Source organism: Aquimarina penaris (genome assembly GCF_040786285.1).
In the GTDB taxonomy this organism is placed as follows: Bacteria; Bacteroidota; Bacteroidia; order Flavobacteriales; family Flavobacteriaceae; genus Aquimarina.
Genome location: NZ_JBFMKQ010000001.1, coordinates 1,939,316 through 1,960,720, shown reverse-complemented (window position 1 = coordinate 1,960,720; position 21,405 = coordinate 1,939,316). Strand labels below are relative to the sequence as shown.

Below are 21,405 nucleotides of genomic sequence, written 5' to 3'. Positions count from 1 at the left end.
TAAAAAATTGATTTATGTGTTGATTTTCAAGTTTTTAACACCAAAATTAGTTTGTTTTCGTTATTTTTAGAAAACAACTCTTAAATCATTCACTAATGAATAGCACGCAAGAACTACAGAAATTTTATGGGGCTGATGATCAAAGAGAGTTCAGTAAGAAACTATTATCCATTGTACCCCACTTACATCCTTACGTTAAACACAGATTATACATTGCCGAAAGTGTCGGTATTCTACCTCAAAACATGTATTGTTCTAATGGGATTATTGATGATGCAATTTTAAAATTATATTCTGATGACATAGATGTTGAAGTTGACACATTATCACTAGAACTTCAGCTTTTTAAAATCGCAGATGATCTTATTGATGAACTCTACAATAATGAAGGTTGGCATCAAAGAAACATAAGCACCAGTCATTTTTTGAAAATAGAACTCGAAAAACTTGAAGAAAACTATACCGTAGAAGGAGACAATGAGCTTGTTATGAATGAGGATCTCAACGATATATGCTACCATCAAAATTCTGAGGATAAACAAAATTTCATCTATGATGACTTGGATTCTGAAATTCTTAAAATTATTGATTCAGAACCTTCCTCAGATTTTAGAAAACAAAAATTATTAGGTAAGTTTTATAGTTGGTTACCCATGGAAACCTCTAAAATTATTGATCTTTTTGTTTTTGGAAGGTTAAATTTTGAAGAAATAGCAACCATAAAAGATATGACAGCTAATGAAGTTAAAGAGACTATTATAGATGTCAGAAAAAGTTTTAGACGAAACCTAATATAGTTGTGAGTTCATTAGAAGTGAGTATGTGAGGCCTACTCACCTCCTCAAAAAGTCGTCACTTTCTAAAAGACTAAAGCCCTTCGAGCACTTCTCGCATAGCTTTTGCTTTTAGCAAGCATTCCTCGTATTCTTTATCTGGATCGGATTTGGCCGTGATAGCGCCCCCGACGGTGTATGAAATATATTCATTTTCTTTATTATAAAGAATGCTTCGAATCACTACATTGAAGTCAAAATCTCCATTTGGCGTAAAATATCCCATGGCACCACTATAAACACCACGCTTAGATTCTTCAAGTTTTTCTATGATTTGCATTGCTGAAATCTTAGGTGCTCCGGTCATACTTCCCATAGGAAACGTCGATTTGATTACATCTACAGGAGAGACCTCTGTGTCAACCTCAGAAATTATAGTGGATATCATCTGGTGAACTTGCTTAAAAGAATATACTTTACACAATTCTTCTACCTCAACCGACCCCTTTATAGCCGTTCTTGACAAATCATTTCTCACCAAATCCACAATCATTACATTTTCTGAGCGCTCTTTAGGATCATTTTTAAGGTCTTCGATAAGTTTTTGATCATCTTTTTCATTGAGAGACCTTTTGGCCGTTCCTTTAATAGGCTGAGAAATAATTTTAAGGCCTTCTTTTCGTATATATCGCTCAGGGGATGCAGACAATACATATTGATGATTCATTTTAAAAAAAGTAGCAAAAGGTGGTTTTGAGATATCATTAAGATGATGATAGGTCTGCAAAGGGTCTATACAACTTCCTTTTGCAAAAAACTCCTGACAAAAATTGGCTTCATATATATCTCCCCGATGAATATGTTCTAGCATCTTATTTATCTTCTCTTTGTATACATCTTTCGTTATTCGAAGGCTAATTTTCACTTTACCACATGGCTGTTCATCATTATCTTCAGAAGCAGAAGAGATTCCGGCATTCACTGGGGTGGCCAAGATGTTATCAAAATCCTCTTTCATCTCATCATCAACCATTCTTAGGTAATGCATTTCTAGTGTATTCTCCTTAATCAGAAAAAGTCTTTTTGGCTGAAAAAAATAAAGATCAGGAAAATGAAGCTCATCTATATTTTTAGAAACAAGATGCTCTACATCATTTTTCAGATCATAAGAAAGATATCCAAAAATCCAATCTGCAGTTTGCTCCTGGTACTCTTTTAAAGCATCAAAACCATTTTGATAATCTGTTTTTACAGAGGTAAAAGCATCAACTGCGAGTACAGCATCATAACTAGAATAGTGCTGTGAATAATGATTAGAATCTAACCAAACGACATCTTCAAACTGTTGCGCCCAAAGCAATATTTTAGTTTTAAATTCTAAAGGGTTTTCTAAAGTATATTTTTTAATACTTCGCACTTGCTTATTTGATTTGATGTGCAAAAGTACTGAGAACTTCATTTAATCCCAATAACAATGTCTCTTCTGTAATCGCATTAGATTCTGTAGAAAAATTATCATAAAATGATGGAAAACTAAAACTTTCTATGATTTCGGCACCAAATCTAGGGAACACATTTTTGGCATATTCTAATGAGCCAATTCCTCCTCTTTTCCCCGGAGAAGTGCTCATAAGCAATATTTTCTTTCCTTCTAAAAAATTACGATCCAAACGAGACAACCAATCTATTATATTTTTAAAAAAGGCGCTCCAACTCCCATTATGCTCATTCACCGAAATGAGTAAGGCATCTACTTCAGAAATTTCTTGTTTTAAGCCCATAGTCATCCCGGGAAATCCTTTTTTTTCCTCATCCTCACTATACATTGGCATTGGGTAATTAACTAAATTAATAACTTTCACTTCGTGATCTTTTATTTCTGAAGCTACAAATTCTACCAATTTATGATTGATAGAAGTACTACTATTTGAACCGGAAAAGGCAAGAATTTTTTTCATTACAATGATCTTAAGAAACCAAAAGTAACTAAAATGAAAACAGTCACAAAATAAGGCTACCTTTGCATGATAAAAAATAAATTAATTGACTTTTCGAGATTTAAATTTAAGTACACAACTCCTTAATGCCCTTGATGATTTGGAGTTCGAAATTCCTACTCCAATCCAGGAGCAGGCTTTCTCTGTGGTAATGTCTGGCAAAGACGTCGTAGGTATAGCACAAACAGGTACGGGTAAAACCTATGCCTATATGTTGCCGATTTTAAGAATGCTAAAGTATTCTGTTCAACAAAATCCAAGAGTTTTAGTATTGGTTCCTACACGAGAATTAGTGGTACAGGTAGTTGACGAAATCGAAAAACTATCGACCTATATTAATATGCGAATCACTGGTGTATATGGTGGTACCAATATTAACACACAAAAACAAGCCGTTTCTGAAGGCTTAGATATTATTGTAGCTACACCGGGACGTTTGTACGACCTTGCAGTGAGTAGAGTTTTACAATTAAAATCTATTCAAAAAGTAGTTATAGATGAAGTCGATGTAATGCTGGATTTAGGGTTTAGACATCAATTAATGAATATTTTTGATATTCTTCCGCGACAGCGACAAAATATTATGTTCTCGGCTACAATGACCGATGACGTAGATCAAATGATTTCAGAAACATTTGTCAAACCTCAAAAAATATCGGTTGCAAAAAGTGGAACACCACTAGAAAACATACAGCAATTTGGCTATAAAGTTCCGAACTTTTATACAAAAGTTAATTTGTTAGAACACTTACTTTCAGACAAAGAAACCTATCATAAAACATTGATTTTTGTTGGTTTTAAGAAAATTGCCGATCGATTGTTCGAGCAGTTAGAACAAAAATATGCCGATGAAATATGTATTATACATTCTAATAAAACACAAAACTACCGACTACGTAGCATAGAACAATTTAGAAAAGGTGAAAACCGAATACTTATTGCCACCGATGTCATGGCCAGAGGGCTCGATATAGAAAATGTAAGCCAGGTAATTAACCTTGACACTCCAGAATACCCAGAAAATTATATGCATCGTATTGGTAGAACAGGACGTGCAGAAAAGCAAGGGGTTTCGTTTGTTCTTACTACCCAGAAAGAACAAGAACACCTGGATGCTATCGAGAATTTAATGGAAATGAACATCGAACAACTTGAATTGCCAGAAGGAGTCGAAATTTCGGATCAACTCACCCCAGAAGAGCAACCTAAAGTTAAAGAAATCAACAATCCGCATAAACGACCTAATGATGAAGTTGGAGCTGCGTTTCATGAAAAGAAAGAAAAAAACAGAAAAGTAAACCAAGGAGGTTCGTATCAGCGTGAAATCAAAAAGAAATACAAAAAACCGAAGACAAAAGGTGATAAAACCTATAATTTGAAGAACAAGAAAAAAAGAAGATAAGCATGAAAACTCTATCAGTTATAATCTTATTTTTTATACTATCGGGATGTAAACAACATACTGAAGTTACCGAAGATACATTACTGATTAAAGATAATAATAAAGATGCAATACATACCATTCATGACAATTATGTTAATGGATGGAAAAACATGAATGAAGAACAAATCATGTCTCTTTTTGAAAATAATGCAAGGATACAACCTAACTCGTTAAAACCTATTGAAGGCAAAGAGAAAATCAGAAGTTTTTGGTTTCCTAAAGATAGCTCTATTACGACTATTAATGCTTTTGAAACAGAACTACTCAATCTGGATATTAAAGATTCTTTAGCAATAACAACGCACACTACCTTATTGGACTGGTCTTACCAAAAAGATACAATACAATTCGGAATGACCCAGAAAGGTATTAATACTACAGTATATAGAAAACAAAAAGATGCGTCCTGGAAAATATGGAGAAAAATGTGGACTGATATTTATAGTAAAAGAAAATAATTTTTATGGATCTAAATCTTGCAGTACTCATCGACGGTGATAATATCCCTTCTACCTACATTAAAGAAATGATGGAAGAAATTGCTAAATATGGTAATCCCACCATCAAAAGAATTTATGGCGACTGGACCAAACCAGACCTCACCAAGTGGAAGAAAATACTTCTTGAAAATGCAATTACACCTATCCAGCAATATGGGTATACAAAAGGTAAAAACGCCACAGATTCTGCAATGATTATTGATGCAATGGATATTCTATATTCTGAAAAAGTTAATGGTTTTTGCCTGGTGTCTAGTGATAGTGATTTTACTCGTTTGGCAACAAGACTACGTGAAGCCGGAATGAAAGTTTTTGGGATAGGCGAAAAGAAAACACCAAACCCTTTTATTGTGGCTTGCGATAAATTCATTTATCTCGAAATACTGAAGCATGAGGCCGAAGAAAACGAATCTATAGATAGTAAACCTACTGCTAAGAGTAACGTTGATACAATAACTCCAAAAGATATTAGACTAATTTCGAATACAATATCAGATTTGGCAGATGATGACGGTTGGGCTTTTTTAGGAGATGTTGGAAGTCTTTTACAAAAAAAGCAACCCAATTTTGACTCTAGAAATTATGGATTTCAAAAACTAACTCCGTTGATCAAATCCATCAAAAACTTTGAAATAGAACAACGAGAAGCTTCAAAAGGACGTTCTAAGTTAATTTATGTCAGAAATAAAAAACAGCAAAAATCGAGAGCTACCAAAAGAACGTAAATTTTATTTACCAATATTTAAACCTTTCATATTGTGGCTTCAATCTTCGCACACGGACTTACCGCATTTGCCTTAGGAAAAACGTTTTCCAAAGAAATAACCACATCTAAATTCTGGCTATTAGGAATCTTGTGTGCCATTATACCCGATGTAGATGTGATTGGTTTTAAATTTGGTATCGCCTACGAAGATTTTTGGGGACATCGAGGGTTTTCACATTCCCTTGTATTTGCGTTACTCCTAGGGGTCTTGGTCACTTTTGTTTTTTACAATAAACAATTCTTTTATAAGACAGGGCTCTCTTTAATTCTTTATTTTACGATCTGTACAGCTTCGCATGGTATATTAGATGCCATGACCTCGGGAGGATTGGGCATTGCATTTTTTTCTCCTTTTGATGATACACGATATTTCTTTCCATGGAGACCCATACAGGTTTCGCCCATCGGCTTCAGTAAATTTTTTGGTATTTGGGGCATTAAAGTATTGTTAAGTGAATTGATCTGGATCGGAATTCCGGCTGGGATGTATATCTTAGCAATGCAATACCTAAAAAAGAAAAAAACCTCCTCTATACCAAATGATAGAAACATCGATTAAACTATTCTTAGTATTGATTTTATGTCTAAGCTTTGCTTCTTGTAACAAAAACAAGTTATCAGAAACTATTTATATCTCTGAAGATTTACAACTCACAAAAATTAATGATCATAGCTACATTCATATTTCATCTATTACCTTAGAGAGTGGGGCAATCTACCCATGCAACGGATTTATTTATCTACATAATAATGAAGCTTATGTTTTTGATACTCCAGCTAATGATCTTGCAACGGCTGAATTAATTGATTGGCTTCAAAATGACCAGAAAGTTACCATAAAAGGTGTAGTATTCAATCATTTCCATAGAGATTGCAATGAAGGTGCAGATGTTTTTAAGAAGCACGGTGTCCCTTCAATGGCGAGCAAAAAGACGGCTAAATTGATGCGAGAGAAAAAATATCTAGAGCCTAACCTACTATTTGAGGATAATCTTGAATTAACTTTAGGAAACAAATCTATACAAAATACCTTCTTTGGAGAAGCACATACATCGGATAATATCATATCATATTTTCCGGATGAAAAAATAATATTTGGTGGATGTATGATTAAAAGTCTTGATGCTAAGAAAGGTAACCTAGCCGATGCAAACATCAATGAATGGTCAAATACGATTGCCAAAATCAAAAAAGCCTACCCAGAAGTAAAGGTTGTTATTCCGGGACATGGTAAACATGGTGATCAAAGTTTGCTTGATTATACCATTTCTCTATTTAAAGTCAAACATTAAAAATGAAAGAATTAAAAGACAAAAGTACTATTAAAAAGAAGCCAAAAGTTACCATAACAAAGGCGTTTAAAACGATCATTTGGCCAAGACGTAACCTCGTTTTTATTGGGTTGGTGTTGATTATTTTTAATAGAATAGCCGGACTTATACTTCCCTGGAAAAGTAAAACCTTACTAGATGAAGTAATCCCAAGTAAAGATATGGGGCAGTTGTATGAATTATTAATCATTGTGGGTGGAGCCATACTAATCCAGGCCACTACTTCTTTCTTACTCACCAGAATTTTGAGTGTACAGGCCCAATATCTGATTTCAGAACTTAGGGCCCAAGTACAGAAAAAAGTGCTTTCGCTACCGATCAGTTTTTTCGACAACACCAAATCGGGAGCTTTGGTCTCTAGAATAATGAGTGATGTAGAAGGCGTAAGAAACTTAATCGGTACAGGCCTTGTACAAATGGTCGGAGGAACATTTACGGCCATTGTCTCATTAGCAATATTAATCTACATTAATCCATGGATGACCCTATTTGTTTTAGTTCCTGTAAGCTTATTTGGTCTGGTTGCTTTAAAGGCTTTTAAGTATATTCGACCAATTTTTAGAGTTAGAGGTGAAATCAATGCCGAAGTAAAAGGTAGATTAACCGAAACCCTTGCCGGTGTTCGAGTAATTAAAGGGTTTGGAGCAGAAGAGCAAGAAAATAAGATTTTCGAGAAAGGTGTAGATCGCTTATTTCAAAATGTAAAAAAGAGCCTTACTGCCACCGCTTTAATGACTAGTTCTTCTACATTTTTATTAGCTGGGATAGCCTCTACCGGTATTATGGGTATTGGTGGGTATTATATGATGCAAGATATAGATCCTATGACCACCGGAGATTTCTTGTTTTTTACTATGGTTTTAGCTTTTATGATTGCTCCTATTGTGCAAATGAGTAATATCGGAAGCCAATTAACTGAAGCCTTAGCTGGTTTGGATCGTACCGAAGAATTGATGAATATGGATCCCGAAGAAGACTTGGCTAACAGAACGATACACCTTAATGGTGTTACGGGAGATATTGTTTTTGACAATGTTTCTTTTTCTTACGATAAAGGAAAAGAAGTACTGCATGATATCAGTTTTAAAGCTTTGTCAGGAACCGTTACTGCTTTAGTGGGAAGCTCGGGATCGGGTAAATCCACCATTGCGGGCTTGGCTGCCACCTTTCTAAATCCAGAATCGGGGCAAATTACCATTGACCAACAAGATTTGTCTAAAGTAAACCTAAGTAGTTACCGAAAAAACCTGGGCGTGGTACTACAGGATGAGTTTTTATTTGAAGGCACTATTCGCGACAATATTTTATTTCCCCGTCCTAATGCTACAGAAGAGCAAGTACAACAAGCGGTAAAAGCGGCATATGTAAATGAATTTACAGATCGTTTTGACGATGGATTAGATACACTAATTGGCGAACGCGGGGTTAAATTATCGGGTGGGCAACGACAGCGAATTGCCATTGCCAGAGCGATACTTGCCGATCCAAAAATTATCATTTTAGACGAAGCTACATCCAGCCTGGATACCGAAAGTGAAGCTTTGATCCAAAAGAGTCTTGGGGAATTGATGAAAGGAAGAACAACTTTTGTCATCGCACACCGATTAAGCACTATAAAAAAAGCCGATCAGATTCTGGTTATCGAATCAGGAAATATTGCCGAACGTGGTACTCACGAGGAACTTATTGCGGCAGAGGGTAGATATTTTGACCTATACACTTATCAGGCAAGGATTTAAGATTTGGATTTTTTGAATTTTATGGCTTTGTTAACCCGTTGCAAAACGGAATCCAGGTGTTAATTTTGGTGCTCCTTGTGGTGCAACTCTTTTTAGACCATTTTCATTAATACCGAACAAAATTACCTAGCTTTCTTATAGAATAGTATTACATTTATAAATAAAATAATAGCAATTGCTATTATAACATTGTTGTACACAATTAGAAATACTAAATCGAATGATCGAGATAGACGCTGACAAAATTGGTAAAAAATATTATTCTCAAGGAAAAGAAAGCGATATTACAAATCTACAATTGACCGATGATGGATTAACAATTTCAGTCTCTTCATGGATAAGTCCAGAAAACCTAATCGAAATTGAATATAGATTTAACGAATACAGAGGTTTTCGATATTTAGACGAAGTCGATTTGTTCGCATACTGGGGATACATAGAATTCGGAGGAGGTTATCATCTTTATGAAATAACAAATGGAGGTTGGAAATCTGGAGAAGTAAAAGAAAAAGGAGTCCTAGATTCGTCATTGGTAATAGAGGGGTTAAAGGAATATTTTATAGCAACAACCAACGGCTGTTTAACGATATTAGCTTTTAAAACACCTGAAATAAGGGAAATTGAATTTAACGAAGAATAAAAACTGTGTACAACACGATATATGAAATCAGAGCAATGTTTAGTACTAGATCGAAAGGTCACTTCCTTTTTGCAATGGCGCTAAATTTTTATAAATTGAATGAGAAATAAAAATGTGTAGATAAATCAATTGGTTCAGGTATACTTGCCTTGCTCCGATTCATATATTTGGCGTTGTATGCTATATCTGAACTTAAAGAATGGAGAAAGAAGTAATAATTAAATTAATAAATAAAGCCAACACTCTTACTCCTGAAAAACTGGAAAAAAATCTAAATCCTATTGAGGGATTTCCTGACGTTCCGGATTGGCATAAATATGAAAGTGATATATGGGCTATAGGAGAGGAAATTAGACAAATACTTTATTCTAAAAAGATATTAAGAAAGGACAAAGAAATAAACGACTTGATTATAGAATTTTGTCTTAATAAAAACTCAAAGAGAGGAAGACAATCATTTGTTCTTTTACTAGGTTATAAACACTTATCTGAATACGCTCCTAAATTGATTCAAATGATTAATGATAAATCTATAAACGGACAAATAATATATACTTTATATAAAATGCAAACAAAAGGTTATGAAAAAGAAATTGAACCTTTTACGAAAGATAAAATTACGTGGATTAGAAAGATCGCTATAAAATATGTTGAAAAATACGGGACACAACATCATATATGAAATCAGAGCAAAGTTCAGTGATAGATCGAAAAATCCTTTCTTTTTTGCAATGGCGCTGGATTTTTATAAATTAAACCTGCCTACCTGGCGGATGGCAGGCGGGGCAAGAAATAAAAATGCGCAGATAGATCGATTGGTTCAGGCTTACTTGCCTTGCTCCTATTCATATATTTGGCGTTAGCAATAATTATGAATAAATCTATAATCACATTTCTATTTTTACTTTTTTGTTATTACTCCTATTCTCAAGTTGACAAAATTACTGCCATTATACCTAATTGTGGTATAGACTCGGAATGGAAAGAATTAAAATCAAATTTAATTGAAGAATATTGGGGTGTTTATGAGAAAAAAAATTATCATAATTGGGATAATTTTTTAATCAAGAAATATAATAATTCAGAATCTTCTGTTCCAAAATTTTTAATAAGTGGGTTGAATTTAAAAGACAGCATTTTTACAACTGGAAAATGGATAAATCGAATGCTATACCCTGGAGAATCAATTTCATTTTCAATATATAATTTGAAAGATGAAGAGAAAAACAAAAATTACTTTATTTACGCAAGAGGAAATTTAATTGAAATGGAAAAAGGGGAGTTTCCATATTTTAAGAAAATTGAAAATTATGAACTTATTGTCGATTCATATTCCGACAAAATTCGTCAATCAATACAAAAAATGGATCTTTTTTCTTTTCCCTCTGGAGGTTTTGAAGGAGGTGTATTTATCCATTGGATTGGTGATTTAAATGGAGATACATTAATTGACTTGTTAGTTGGAATCTCTGAACATTATGCAGGATCAACGCTTTCAATATTTTTATCTGATAATACATCTAAAGATTTATTTAGAGAATATAAAGTTGGTGGATGCTCGTGGGACTAAAACTATCGCTAACATCATATATTAAATCAGAGCAAAGTTTAATACCAAAACGAAAGGTCATTACCTTTTTGCGGTAGAGCTAAATTTTTATACATTAAACCTGCCTACCTGGCGGATGGCAGGCGGGCAAGAAATAAAAATGCGCAGATAGATCGATTGCTTCTGGCTTGTTTGCCTTGCTCCGATTCATATATTTAGCGCAAGCAATAGTAACTCGTCCTAAATAAACGCTATATAATCCTAAACAATTATTTACAAAAATGACAGAGTAGGCATACGTTACAGCAAATTTTTCAAGTTATAAGTCTTATTTGATGAAAGAAAAACTTAAAAAACATATTAAAGAAGTAATATTTATTACGGATGATGAGTTCTCATTTGTTTTATCACATTTCTCATTTGAAAAATATAAAAAAAATGATTTTCTTATTCAACAAGGAGAACATGTAAAACATTGCTATTTTGTTATTTCTGGACTTTTAAAATTAGTTTATGATGACAAAAATGGAAAACAACACATTATATCATTTGCAATGGAGGACTGGTGGGAAAGTGATTTTTTATCATATTTTACGCAAACTAAAGCTAAAATGTCACTACAATGTATTGAAGCCACTAATGTATTTTGTCTTACACTTAAAAATTACCAAAAACTATCTACTAGCTTGCACAAAATGGAGAGTTTCTTTCTCAAGAAATCTATCTCAGGTCACATTGCTTCACAAAACAGAATATTATCTTTTCTAACCTCAAATGCAAAGGAAAGATACGAGCATCTGCTCAAAACATATCCATCATTATTTCAACGAGTTCCCAAAACTCTTTTAGCGTCTTACCTGGGTGTTTCGCGTGAGACACTTAGTCGACTTTCTTCTTAGTCTTTTTTACTTTTTTATAATTGTGATGTTTGTCACGCGGAAACAATGATATTGTTCAAATCTTTGCAACGAACATATAAATCCACAATTATGAATTGTAAAGGAAAAATTTTAGCAATCTTACTATTAACTACTATGTCGACATTGGCACAAAATAAAAATGAGAAACAAATGGAAAAACGAATAGTTAACCCTTGGAAATGGCAGAATGAAAGAAGTTATGTGCAAGCTGTTGAAGTAACAAAAACAGAGGGAACACTATATGTTTCTGGTCAGACAGCAATTGATGCTGAAGGAAAATCCAGTACAGGTGATATGAAAACCCAATTAATACAGGCTATACAAAACTTGGAAAAAGTTATAGAGGAAGCAGGATATGAATGTAAAAATATCGTAAGATTAAATGTTTATACAACTTCATCTGAAGAGCTTTTCACCTGTTTTGATGTTTTTCAAGACTGGGTGGCTAAACATAACATAAAACAAGCAAGCACTCTATTGGAAGTAAAAGGCCTTTTTGAAACATTAAAAATAGAATTAGAAGCTACTGTAGTAAAATAATAGTCCTTCGTTGGGTATTTAAAAAAAAGATAAAAGCAAAATATTTATATTTGACTTAGTACCAACCTGCCTGTCGACAGGCAGGTCCGAAACGTATAACCATACACCTGCCCTACGTTTCTTTGATGAAATGAATATAAGAGATAAACAGGTATCAATAAGGTTACGTCAAAATATGGTGTATACTACGTTCCTTTAACTTTGTAAACTATCTGCTTTAACGAACTTATAAAATAATAACGATTACGATTGAAAAATGATTGAATTTTGGGAAGAAAACTTTGCTGACAAACAAGAAATGTGGGGTTTTGAACCAGCAAAATCCGCTGTATTGACAAAAGACATTTTTGTAAATAAGTCTATAACAAATATTCTCATTCCTGGCATTGGTTATGGACGAAATGCACAAATTTTCAAGGAAAACGGAATTGATGTAACAGGAATTGAAATATCAAAAACCGCTATCGAGTTAGCAAGAAAACATTATGGAACTGATATGACCATTTATCATGGTTCTGTAACTGACATGCCTTTTGACAACAAAAAATATGACGGAATTTTTTGCTATGCCTTAATTCACTTATTGGACAATAACGAAAGAGCGAAACTAATTCAAGACTGCTACAATCAACTAACTAAAAACGGTTATTTGGTTTTTACGGCAATAACAAAAGAAGCACCAAATTACGGCAAAGGAAAACTAATTAGTAAAGACTGTTATGAATTTCATGAAGGCGCAAAAATATTTTATTATGACAAGGAAGCTGTACAAGCTGAATTTGGTAAAGTAGGGCTTTTTGAAATTATTAGTGTAAATGAAAACCAGCCTATGTTTTTAATTAAATGCAGAAAAGACTAAACAAAATTCTGCTCACAACAAGATATATGAAATCAGAGCAATTTAGTGCTAGACCAAAAGGTTATTTCCTGTTTGCAATGGTTTTAGATACCCAGTCATGCAGAGCACGAGCTTTTATAAATTAAACCTGCCTACCGGGCGGATGGCAGGCGGGCAAGAAATAAAAATGCGCAAATAAATCAATTGGTTCAGGTATACTTGCCTTGCTCCGATTCATAAATTTAACATTGGCAATAATTTTCACTGTAACAAACTTTATAGAATTTCATCTTTAAAATAAAACTTCATAAGATGAATTTTAAATGCGCGATCAAACAAATTAGCACAACGATTTTTATAATGATCGTTATAACAACTTTTAAACAAGCTCACGCGCAAAAAGAATCCTACGAAAAAATAATAGACCAATGGTTTCTATCTACCGGTGACTGGGACAAAGATCCACAAATTTATGTAAGAGAAATCGGTACAGGAGCTAAGCCAGTAATCATGCTTCATGGAGGTTGGGGTGCAGAACACAGTGGACTAACAAAGGCCATTACAGGACTTCAAAATGAATTTAGATTTATCTTTTACGAACAGAGAGGCTCGTTAAGATCACCATTTCCTGATTCGTTAATTTCATTTAATAAGCACATTAACGACTTAGAACTACTCAGAAAGGAACTAAATCTAGAAAAAATGATAATAGTCGGACATTCAATGGGAGCCGTTTTAGCTTCAGCGTATGCTTCAAAATATCCTAACCACATTAAAAAACTAGTGCTGCTCAGCCCAGCTCATTTGAAAGAGCCATTTCCAGAAGAGGACAAAGAGATTCAACATCAACAGTTCATCGCAAATAAAAAATTTCAAAATAGAATTGAAATAAGTCAAGAGCTTGAAAAACATAACCTAAATAGAGCTGATTCTCTACTAAACTCAAGAGAAAGAACAGTAAAATCTAGAATTAACTTTGGAAAATTAATGTTATACGATATATCAAAATGGTCTAAATTAGATAATGGAAAGGCTTTATATAAAGGTAAAGTTTACGGTTTAACTGCTAAGACTTATCCAAAAAACGGATGGGATTACTTTTCTAAATTCAAAAAGCATACATATGCCATAAGTATTATTATTGGAGATCATGACTGGTTGGATTTTGGAAATGGGCTCTATGGAAAATGGGTCAAAGAAGTACCAAGAATCAAAATGACTAGTATAAGAAATGCAGGACATATGCCATGGATCGATCAACCCAAAGAAATGACCAAGGCATTGAGAATGAATTTGAATTAATAAACCATTACCAACAATATATATACTTAATTGCTACGGAATTTTCCTACCAAAAATTCACTTATATTAATTATCTTTAGTACTATCAAAAAGTACTCGTATACTTTCTCTGAAGTAATCATACGCAAAACCTTAGAGAAAAAAAATAAGTGAGGAATAAGAGAAATTAAAGTAGTATGAAAACAACACCCGAGCACGATGCTCGAATGGCAAAAATGACATTTGCATCGGTATATCCTCATTATATTACAAAAGTTGAGGGTAAAGGCAGGACAAAGAAAGAACTACACCAAGTAATACAATGGTTAACGGGTTTTGACGACAAAAAACTACAAGACCTTATTGACGAAAAAGTGACTTTTAAAACGTTCTTTGTAGATGCAAAATTGAACCCAAATGCTCCTCTCATTAAAGGAGTGATTTGTGGCTATCGAATAGAAGAAATTGAAACTCCTTTAACCAAGCAAGTAAGGTATTTAGACAAGTTAGTAGACGAATTGGCAAAAGGTAAAAAGATAGAGAAAATTTTACGAGAACCGAAAATTGGTTAGAGGATAACTCGAATTTTATTCCTCAAAATTAAATAAACTACGAACAACACATTGTACAAAACATAGCTCGTATTCGACAACAAATTTAATTGATCTTGTAGAGATTATCTTTTTAATTCGACTTATTATAAAAAGCGCGTCGGATGATACGATTTGTATTGGTATTGGTTATTCTCATAAATACTGGTTTTTCGTTTAGCCAGGATACAGTAAATAATGACCCGGCAAAAAAGGATTATGAGTATTTTCTGGATTTTTTCACCTCTAGAGATACCCAGGTTCATAAAGGCGCACTAAAGTATATTGAACACCATTGGTCTGAACATTTCGAAATACTTGCTATAGAATCATTGTATTTTCTTCGAAGCCCTTCTACTTCTCTCAAACTTCTTAGTATTCTTCAAAAGAAAACTAAAAAATGGTACCCACGAGACTTTGATTTATGGTATGACTATATCTGGAATAAAGAACCTTCATATCGCCCTTCTTATTATAGATTTAAAGCCATCTTGCATAAAGCTATTGACGCTCGTTTCGATACTTATTTTTTGGATCGCGAGCATCAATCTACTATTCGATTAGATGAAGTGCGTTGGGGTGGTGTTGCTCAGGACGGTATTCCGCCATTGCGTAATCCTAAAATGATAACAGCTAATCAAGCTACGTATTTAGATGATAATGATGTCGTTTTTGGTATTTCGGTAAACGGTGATACTCGCGCCTACCCTAAACGAATTCTTGCCTGGCATGAAATGTTTACCGATCAAGTCGGAAATATACCTGTTGCTGGGGTATATTGCACCCTATGCGGAACTGTAATTTTGTACAAAACAGAAAAAGATGGCATACAATACAATTTAGGCACAAGTGGTTTTTTATATCGATCAAACAAATTAATGTATGATCAAAAAACACAATCTTTATGGAATACGCTATGGGGAAAACCAGTTATTGGCCCCCTTGTAGGAAAGGGAATTGAATTAGAATACCTTAGTGTAGTCACCACTACCTGGGGAGCATGGAAAAAACGACACCCAGAAACTACCGTTTTATCTAAAAAAACAGGGCATCATAGGGATTATAGCGAGGGTGTGGCATATCGAGATTATTTTTCGACAGATGAATTAATGTTTACCATCCCAAAAAAGGATAACAGGTTAGCCAATAAACAAGAAATCCTCTCTGTACGACTTCCTTCTGAAACCAATGAAAACATAGCAATTTCTTCCAAATTTCTAAAAAGAAATTCTGTTTATCAAGGTGCAATTGCAAATAAAAACTTTACTGTATTTACTGATAAAAGCGGTGCACATCGTGTATATTTTACCAATGATATTGAATTTGCGTCCTATAATAAAGAATCTATGGCTACTGATACCAATGGAAATATTTGGAAGTTACACGAAAGTAAGATAGAAAACACCATAACAAAGAACACACTCAAACGTCTACCTACCCATAATGCATTTTGGTTTGGTTATAAAGCTGCTTTTCCTGAAGTAAAATTGATTAAATAACGTAAGTAAAAAAACAAGTATCAAAATGACCCCTATTGCTAGAGGTCATTTTTAGTCTAAACATAATATTTAGGTTGGTTATTATAGTTAGACTGTTTGTGGCACTTGAGCTCTTAGCTGTTTTGCAGCTTGTACCATGGCAATAAGAGCTTTTTTTGTTTCCTCCCATCCACGGGTCTTTAATCCACAATCAGGATTAACCCATAATTGTTCTTCAGGGATAAATTGTTGGGCTTTATACATTAGTTTTACGATTTCCTCCTTATTTGGAATTCTAGGTGCATGAATATCATATACTCCCGGACCAATATCATTCGGATATTTAAAATCTGCAAAGGCATCTAATAATTCCATTTGCGATCTAGAACACTCAATTGTAATTACATCGGCATCCATATTGGCGATATGATCAATAATATCATTAAACTCAGAATAGCACATATGAGTATGTATCTGTGTTTGATCTTGTACAGCGCTTGCAGAGATTCTAAAAGCCTTAATTGCCCATTCTAGATATTCTTGCCATTCATTTTTTAATAATGGTAACCCTTCTCTTATTGCGGGTTCATCTATTTGAATAATTCTAATCCCCGCATGCTCAAGATCTTTGACTTCATCACGTATCGCTAATGCAATTTCGAGGCAAGTTTTAGCCCTGGGTTGGTCGTCTCTCACAAAAGACCATTGTAATATCGTTACCGGGCCGGTAAGCATTCCTTTAACTGGTTTAGAGGTTAATGATTGAGCATATGAAGACCATTTTACAGTCATTGCAGCCGGACGATCAACATTACCATAAATAATTGGTGGTTTCACACATCGCGAACCATAGCTTTGTACCCATCCGTATTTTGTAAAAGCAAAGCCCTTAAGTTTTTCTCCAAAATATTCAACCATATCATTTCGTTCAAACTCACCGTGTACTAAGACATCTAATCCTAAATCTTCCTGTATTTTAATGGTCTGCTTAATTTCTTCTCTTAAGTAACCCGTATATTCTTCAAAAGAAATCTCTCCTTTCTTAAATTTTGATCTCCAACTACGGATTGTTTTTGTTTGCGGAAAAGATCCAATAGTAGTCGTCGGAAATAAAGGTAAGTTCAAAGAAGCTTTTTGTTTTTCTTTTCTTGCAGCAAAATTAGAGTTTCTATTAGCATCTTGATCTGTTACATTTTTTACACGTTCATTAACCAAAGCACTATGAATCAAACCCGAAGTTTGTCTACTATAAATACATGCAGTATTATTATCTAATTTAATTAAGATACTTTCGTCTTCTGGAGAAAAAGTAAGTTGCTTTAGCATAGTCACTTCCTTTAGTTTCTGTTTTGCAAAAGACAACCATTGTTTTACTTCGGGCACTAAACTATCGCTATCTGGCTCTAAATCAAGATCACAAGGTGAGTGTAATAGCGAACAAGAAGGGGCAATTAGAATATTTTCTTCTCCTCTACTCCTTACAGCCTCAAAAATTACTTCTAACGATTTTCTGAAGTCATTTTTCCAAACATTTCTTCCATCAACAATCCCTAATGATAGCTGAACTGTATCTGGGAGTTCTCTTAAAACAGCATCAAACTGTTTTAAATTCCTTACCAAATCAATATGTAAAATATCAAAGGTTAATGAATTTGATATAAGGTCAAGGTTTTGTATGACACCTTCAAAATAGGTAGCAATCATAAACTTAACTTCGGGAAACCTGGTCTTTAGCTTTTTATATACAAGTTGATATGCTAATTTCACTTCTTCGTCAATATCCAGTGCTAAAAAAGGTTCATCGAATTGTATACATGTTACACCAAGGTCATATAACTTTTCTAGAACCTCAATATAGACAGCCAATATATTATGTATTAGTTCTATTCTTTTAAAACCTGATTCTTTTTCTTTTCCTAATAATAAATACGATACGGGGCCAATCAAAACCGGTTTGGTGATAACACCTAACTGTTTAGCCTCATAAAACTCATCAATAACTTTAGTGGATGATACTTTAAATTCTTGATCCTTATAAAATTCGGGAACTATATAATGGTAATTAGTATCAAACCACTTTGTCATTTCCATGGCAGTGATATCTAAATCATCTTTTTGATACCCTCTGGCCATCGCAAAATATAAGTCTAAGGAAGAAACTTTTTTAGAAACCAAATCATTAAATCGTTTGGGTATTGCCCCTACCAACATAGACATATCCAACACCTGATCATAAAATGAAAAATCATTTGACGGAATCAAATCGATACCTTCATTTTTTTGCAACAACCAATTTTCTTGTCGAATGTTCTTTCCGACCTGTAACAGGTTTTTCTGTGTAGTTTTTCCAGACCAATACTGTTCTGAAGCCTTTTTAAGTTCTCTTTTACTACCAATACGCGGGTAGCCCAGATTGTGTGTAAGCATAGTTTTACAATTTTAAAAATTAATACTAATTCTTAAAATCCTTTATATAAACTCAATATGCTTTTCGATGTAAAACAAAAATTAAAATAATGCCATAAGAAGATATTTCATTTTAAAACTATTTTTTAAAATGAAATTAGGCACCAACTTAACTCCAGCTTCAAACCGCGAAAGCATAGTCAATTCAATATTAGGCAGGTCTCCTGGCTTATAACATTTTTATCTTCCTTCCCATTTTAAAGCAATAAAACAGTGGATTTATGTTGATAAAAACTATATGGTTACTTACAGTTGCGCGACAGCTCATGATTTACACACGATTCCCTATTAATTCACAATGAAGCAAAACCTATATTGGTTGATGAAAAATTTTATGTAAAGAACTTTATTTCTTATAAAAATACTTCAAATAATCTAATACATCTATGAAAACCATGACAAAAACTATATTATTGAATATTTACCTCATAGATAAAACAATCCCTATTAATTCTTTAACCGAACGACTTTAATTAAATGATTTCGAAAAAGCTTTCAGTAATTTCTGAAATCAGAGGTTCACTTAATTTAAAACCAATCTTAACTTCAGATTTAATAATTTTAAAGTGATAAAATCAAAACTATGGAAAATAATATAAGAGGAGGTGATGCGCCTATTGCTTGTGACCTAAAAGCTGGCAAAAACTATGCTTGGTGCAGTTGCGGACATAGTAGTGACCAACCATTTTGCAACGGGAATCATAAAAAAGAAGGAGGAACAAATCCTATGATATTTAGTGTAGAAGAAGCTAGAGAAGCGTACTTATGTACTTGCAAACAAACAGGTAACCCTCCGTACTGCGACGGGTCTCATAAAAATTAAATAAAAAAATCCTGTTCTATGAGTAAAACAGGATTTTTCGTCTAATTTTTGTTTTTAGCGTATTACACGTGTAATGCTCTATTCTCTGTAGCAGCAAGTGCTGCTTCCTTTATTGCTTCAGTAAAGGTTGGGTGCGCGTGAGACATACGCGAAATATCTTCTGCAGAAGCTCTAAACTCCATCGCTGTAACAGCTTCGGCAATTAGATCTGCACATCGAGCTCCAATCATATGCACTCCAAGTACCTCATCAGTAGCTTCATCTGCAAGTATTTTTACAAAACCATCTAAATCTGCGCTAGCTCTTGATCTACCCAATGCTCTAAACGGAAATTGTCCTGATTTATACTTTATACCTGCCTCTTTCAATTCTTCTTCTGTTTTACCAACGGCAGCAACTTCTGGCCATGTATACACAACACCAGGGATCAAATTATAATCAATATGCGGTTTTTGTCCGGCTAACGTTTCTGCTACAAACACACCTTCTTCCTCGGCTTTGTGAGCTAACATCGCTCCTTGTATTACATCACCAATAGCGTAGATATTAGTTGCACTGGTTTGCAAATGATCATTTACCTCAACTTGCCCTCTATCATTAAGTTTAACTCCAGCGGCTTCGGCATTTAATCCATCGGTATACGGTCTACGGCCAACAGACACCAAGCAATAATCTCCTTTAAACTCTACCGGATTCCCCTTTTTATCATCTGCCGTTATAGTCACTTCTTTTGCTGTAATTTTTACATTGGTAACCTTATGCGAAGTATAAAATTTAACTCCTTGCTTTTTCATTACTTTTTGAAGTTCTCTGGATAGGGCTTTATCCATTCCCGGGATAATTCTATCCATAAATTCTACCACAGAAACATCAGCTCCTAAACGACGATATACTTGTCCCAATTCAAGACCAATAACTCCTCCACCAATAATAACCATATGTTTTGGCACCTCTTTTAACTTCAATGCCTCGGTAGAAGTAATTACTCTCTTTTTATCCAGCTTGATAAAAGGCAAGGTAGATGGCTTAGAACCTGTAGCAATAATTATATTTTTTGCTTCAATGGTTTCTACTTTACCGTCTGCCTTAGCAATATTAATATGAGTAGCATCCTTAAAAGAACCTAAGCCTTCAAAAACGTCTATATTATTTTTTTTCATCAAAAAATCAACACCTCCTGTAGTCTGATCTACAACTGCTTGCTTTCGAGCAATCATTTTTTCGAGATTGATTTTTACATCACCAGGTATTTCTATACCATGATCTGCAAAATGCTTTGTAGCATGCTCATAGTGATGAGAAGAATCTAATAATGCTTTGCTAGGAATACACCCTACATTAAGACAGGTTCCACCAAGTGTAGAATATTTTTCGATTATTGCGGTTTTCATACCTAGTTGTGCGCATCGAATAGCGGCCACATATCCACCAGGCCCAGAGCCAATCACGGCTACATCATATGTACTCATAATAGATTATTATGTTGTCGTATTATACTTTCAATAAATAGTAAAAAGATCCCGCTCTAAAGCGGGATTAGTTCAATAAACTATTTTGAACATATGCCAAACACAATTCTTCAAAATAGAATTTCACTAAGAAAAGCAAATGTACAAATGTTTTACTTCTTACCGAAGTACTGATCTTGTCATTTTTTCAATACAAAGCAATATTAGCTTGACTGAAAAGTTATACATTTAATTAATGTGTGAATAAGAAAATGCTTTACT

At 33.9% G+C, this 21,405-nt stretch carries 21 protein-coding genes and 1 riboswitch; of the genes, 17 read left to right on the top strand and 4 right to left on the bottom strand.

Annotation, left to right across the window (positions count from 1 at the left end):
• Nucleotides 1-95 precede the first annotated feature (95 nt).
• On the top strand, nt 96-797 hold the full coding sequence (locus ABW637_RS08190; RefSeq protein ID WP_367584165.1) for a hypothetical protein: 702 nt from the start codon (nt 96-98) through the stop codon (nt 795-797).
• A 70-nt stretch (nt 798-867) separates the two neighbouring features.
• Here the strand turns inward: ABW637_RS08190 and pabB are convergent, their stop codons facing one another.
• Both pabB and ABW637_RS08180 read right to left on the bottom strand, forming a co-directional pair.
• Entirely contained in the window at nt 868-2,190 is a 1,323-nt protein-coding gene (pabB, locus tag ABW637_RS08185; RefSeq protein ID WP_367584164.1) for an aminodeoxychorismate synthase component I, read from the bottom strand.
• A 4-nt stretch (nt 2,191-2,194) separates the two neighbouring features.
• Nucleotides 2,195-2,731 (bottom strand): NADPH-dependent FMN reductase, encoded by a 537-nt coding sequence (locus ABW637_RS08180; protein ID WP_367584163.1) that lies wholly within the window; start codon nt 2,729-2,731, stop codon nt 2,195-2,197.
• Between the two features lie 85 nt (nt 2,732-2,816).
• Between ABW637_RS08180 and ABW637_RS08175 the strand changes: the two genes are divergently transcribed.
• From ABW637_RS08175 to ABW637_RS08105, 15 genes are all read left to right on the top strand, one after another.
• On the top strand, nt 2,817-4,172 hold the full coding sequence (locus ABW637_RS08175) for a DEAD/DEAH box helicase (RefSeq protein ID WP_367584162.1): 1,356 nt from the start codon (nt 2,817-2,819) through the stop codon (nt 4,170-4,172).
• Between the two features lie 2 nt (nt 4,173-4,174).
• Nucleotides 4,175-4,672: a YybH family protein gene (locus tag ABW637_RS08170; RefSeq protein ID WP_367584161.1), complete on the top strand. Its 498-nt coding sequence runs from the start codon at nt 4,175-4,177 to the stop codon at nt 4,670-4,672.
• 5 nt (nt 4,673-4,677) lie between these two features.
• Nucleotides 4,678-5,439 (top strand): NYN domain-containing protein, encoded by a 762-nt coding sequence (locus tag ABW637_RS08165; RefSeq protein ID WP_367584160.1) that lies wholly within the window; start codon nt 4,678-4,680, stop codon nt 5,437-5,439.
• A gap of 33 nt (nt 5,440-5,472) precedes the next feature.
• Nucleotides 5,473-6,039, top strand: a complete 567-nt coding sequence (locus tag ABW637_RS08160) for a metal-dependent hydrolase (RefSeq protein WP_367584159.1) — start codon at nt 5,473-5,475, stop codon at nt 6,037-6,039.
• Nucleotides 6,020-6,772, top strand: coding sequence for a subclass B1 metallo-beta-lactamase (gene bla / locus ABW637_RS08155; RefSeq protein WP_367584158.1), 753 nt, complete (start codon nt 6,020-6,022; stop codon nt 6,770-6,772). The genes ABW637_RS08160 and bla overlap by 20 nt, the downstream gene beginning before the upstream one ends.
• A 2-nt stretch (nt 6,773-6,774) precedes the next feature.
• Entirely contained in the window at nt 6,775-8,550 is a 1,776-nt protein-coding gene (locus ABW637_RS08150) for an ABC transporter ATP-binding protein (protein WP_367584157.1), read from the top strand.
• A gap of 220 nt (nt 8,551-8,770) precedes the next feature.
• Nucleotides 8,771-9,190, top strand: coding sequence for a hypothetical protein (locus tag ABW637_RS08145; protein ID WP_367584156.1), 420 nt, complete (start codon nt 8,771-8,773; stop codon nt 9,188-9,190).
• Between the two features lie 199 nt (nt 9,191-9,389).
• Complete coding sequence (locus tag ABW637_RS08140; RefSeq protein WP_367584155.1) at nt 9,390-9,872, top strand: hypothetical protein; 483 nt, start codon at nt 9,390-9,392, stop codon at nt 9,870-9,872.
• A gap of 189 nt (nt 9,873-10,061) precedes the next feature.
• Nucleotides 10,062-10,760, top strand: coding sequence for a hypothetical protein (locus ABW637_RS08135; RefSeq protein ID WP_367584154.1), 699 nt, complete (start codon nt 10,062-10,064; stop codon nt 10,758-10,760).
• A 314-nt stretch (nt 10,761-11,074) separates the two neighbouring features.
• On the top strand, nt 11,075-11,638 hold the full coding sequence (locus tag ABW637_RS08130) for a Crp/Fnr family transcriptional regulator (protein ID WP_367584153.1): 564 nt from the start codon (nt 11,075-11,077) through the stop codon (nt 11,636-11,638).
• A gap of 171 nt (nt 11,639-11,809) precedes the next feature.
• Nucleotides 11,810-12,199 carry a RidA family protein gene (locus ABW637_RS08125; RefSeq protein WP_367584462.1) on the top strand — a complete coding sequence of 130 codons (390 nt, stop codon included), beginning with the start codon at nt 11,810-11,812 and terminating at the stop codon, nt 12,197-12,199.
• A 256-nt stretch (nt 12,200-12,455) separates the two neighbouring features.
• Nucleotides 12,456-13,058: a class I SAM-dependent methyltransferase gene (locus ABW637_RS08120; RefSeq protein ID WP_367584152.1), complete on the top strand. Its 603-nt coding sequence runs from the start codon at nt 12,456-12,458 to the stop codon at nt 13,056-13,058.
• 291 nt (nt 13,059-13,349) lie between these two features.
• Nucleotides 13,350-14,339 (top strand): alpha/beta fold hydrolase, encoded by a 990-nt coding sequence (locus tag ABW637_RS08115; protein ID WP_367584151.1) that lies wholly within the window; start codon nt 13,350-13,352, stop codon nt 14,337-14,339.
• A gap of 176 nt (nt 14,340-14,515) precedes the next feature.
• Entirely contained in the window at nt 14,516-14,890 is a 375-nt protein-coding gene (locus ABW637_RS08110; RefSeq protein ID WP_367584150.1) for a DUF2200 domain-containing protein, read from the top strand.
• Between the two features lie 143 nt (nt 14,891-15,033).
• On the top strand, nt 15,034-16,407 hold the full coding sequence (locus ABW637_RS08105) for a DUF3179 domain-containing protein (RefSeq protein ID WP_367584149.1): 1,374 nt from the start codon (nt 15,034-15,036) through the stop codon (nt 16,405-16,407).
• Between the two features lie 87 nt (nt 16,408-16,494).
• Here ABW637_RS08105 and metE read toward each other — a convergent pair whose 3' ends face one another.
• Nucleotides 16,495-18,813, bottom strand: coding sequence for a 5-methyltetrahydropteroyltriglutamate--homocysteine S-methyltransferase (metE, locus tag ABW637_RS08100; RefSeq protein ID WP_367584148.1), 2,319 nt, complete (start codon nt 18,811-18,813; stop codon nt 16,495-16,497).
• Between the two features lie 175 nt (nt 18,814-18,988).
• Nucleotides 18,989-19,181, bottom strand: a riboswitch (cobalamin riboswitch).
• A 254-nt stretch (nt 19,182-19,435) separates the two neighbouring features.
• Here metE and ABW637_RS08095 point away from each other — a divergent pair.
• Nucleotides 19,436-19,675 (top strand): CDGSH iron-sulfur domain-containing protein, encoded by a 240-nt coding sequence (locus ABW637_RS08095; protein ID WP_367584147.1) that lies wholly within the window; start codon nt 19,436-19,438, stop codon nt 19,673-19,675.
• A 62-nt stretch (nt 19,676-19,737) separates the two neighbouring features.
• Here the strand turns inward: ABW637_RS08095 and lpdA are convergent, their stop codons facing one another.
• On the bottom strand, nt 19,738-21,144 hold the full coding sequence (lpdA, locus tag ABW637_RS08090; protein ID WP_367584146.1) for a dihydrolipoyl dehydrogenase: 1,407 nt from the start codon (nt 21,142-21,144) through the stop codon (nt 19,738-19,740).
• Nucleotides 21,145-21,405 lie beyond the last annotated feature (261 nt).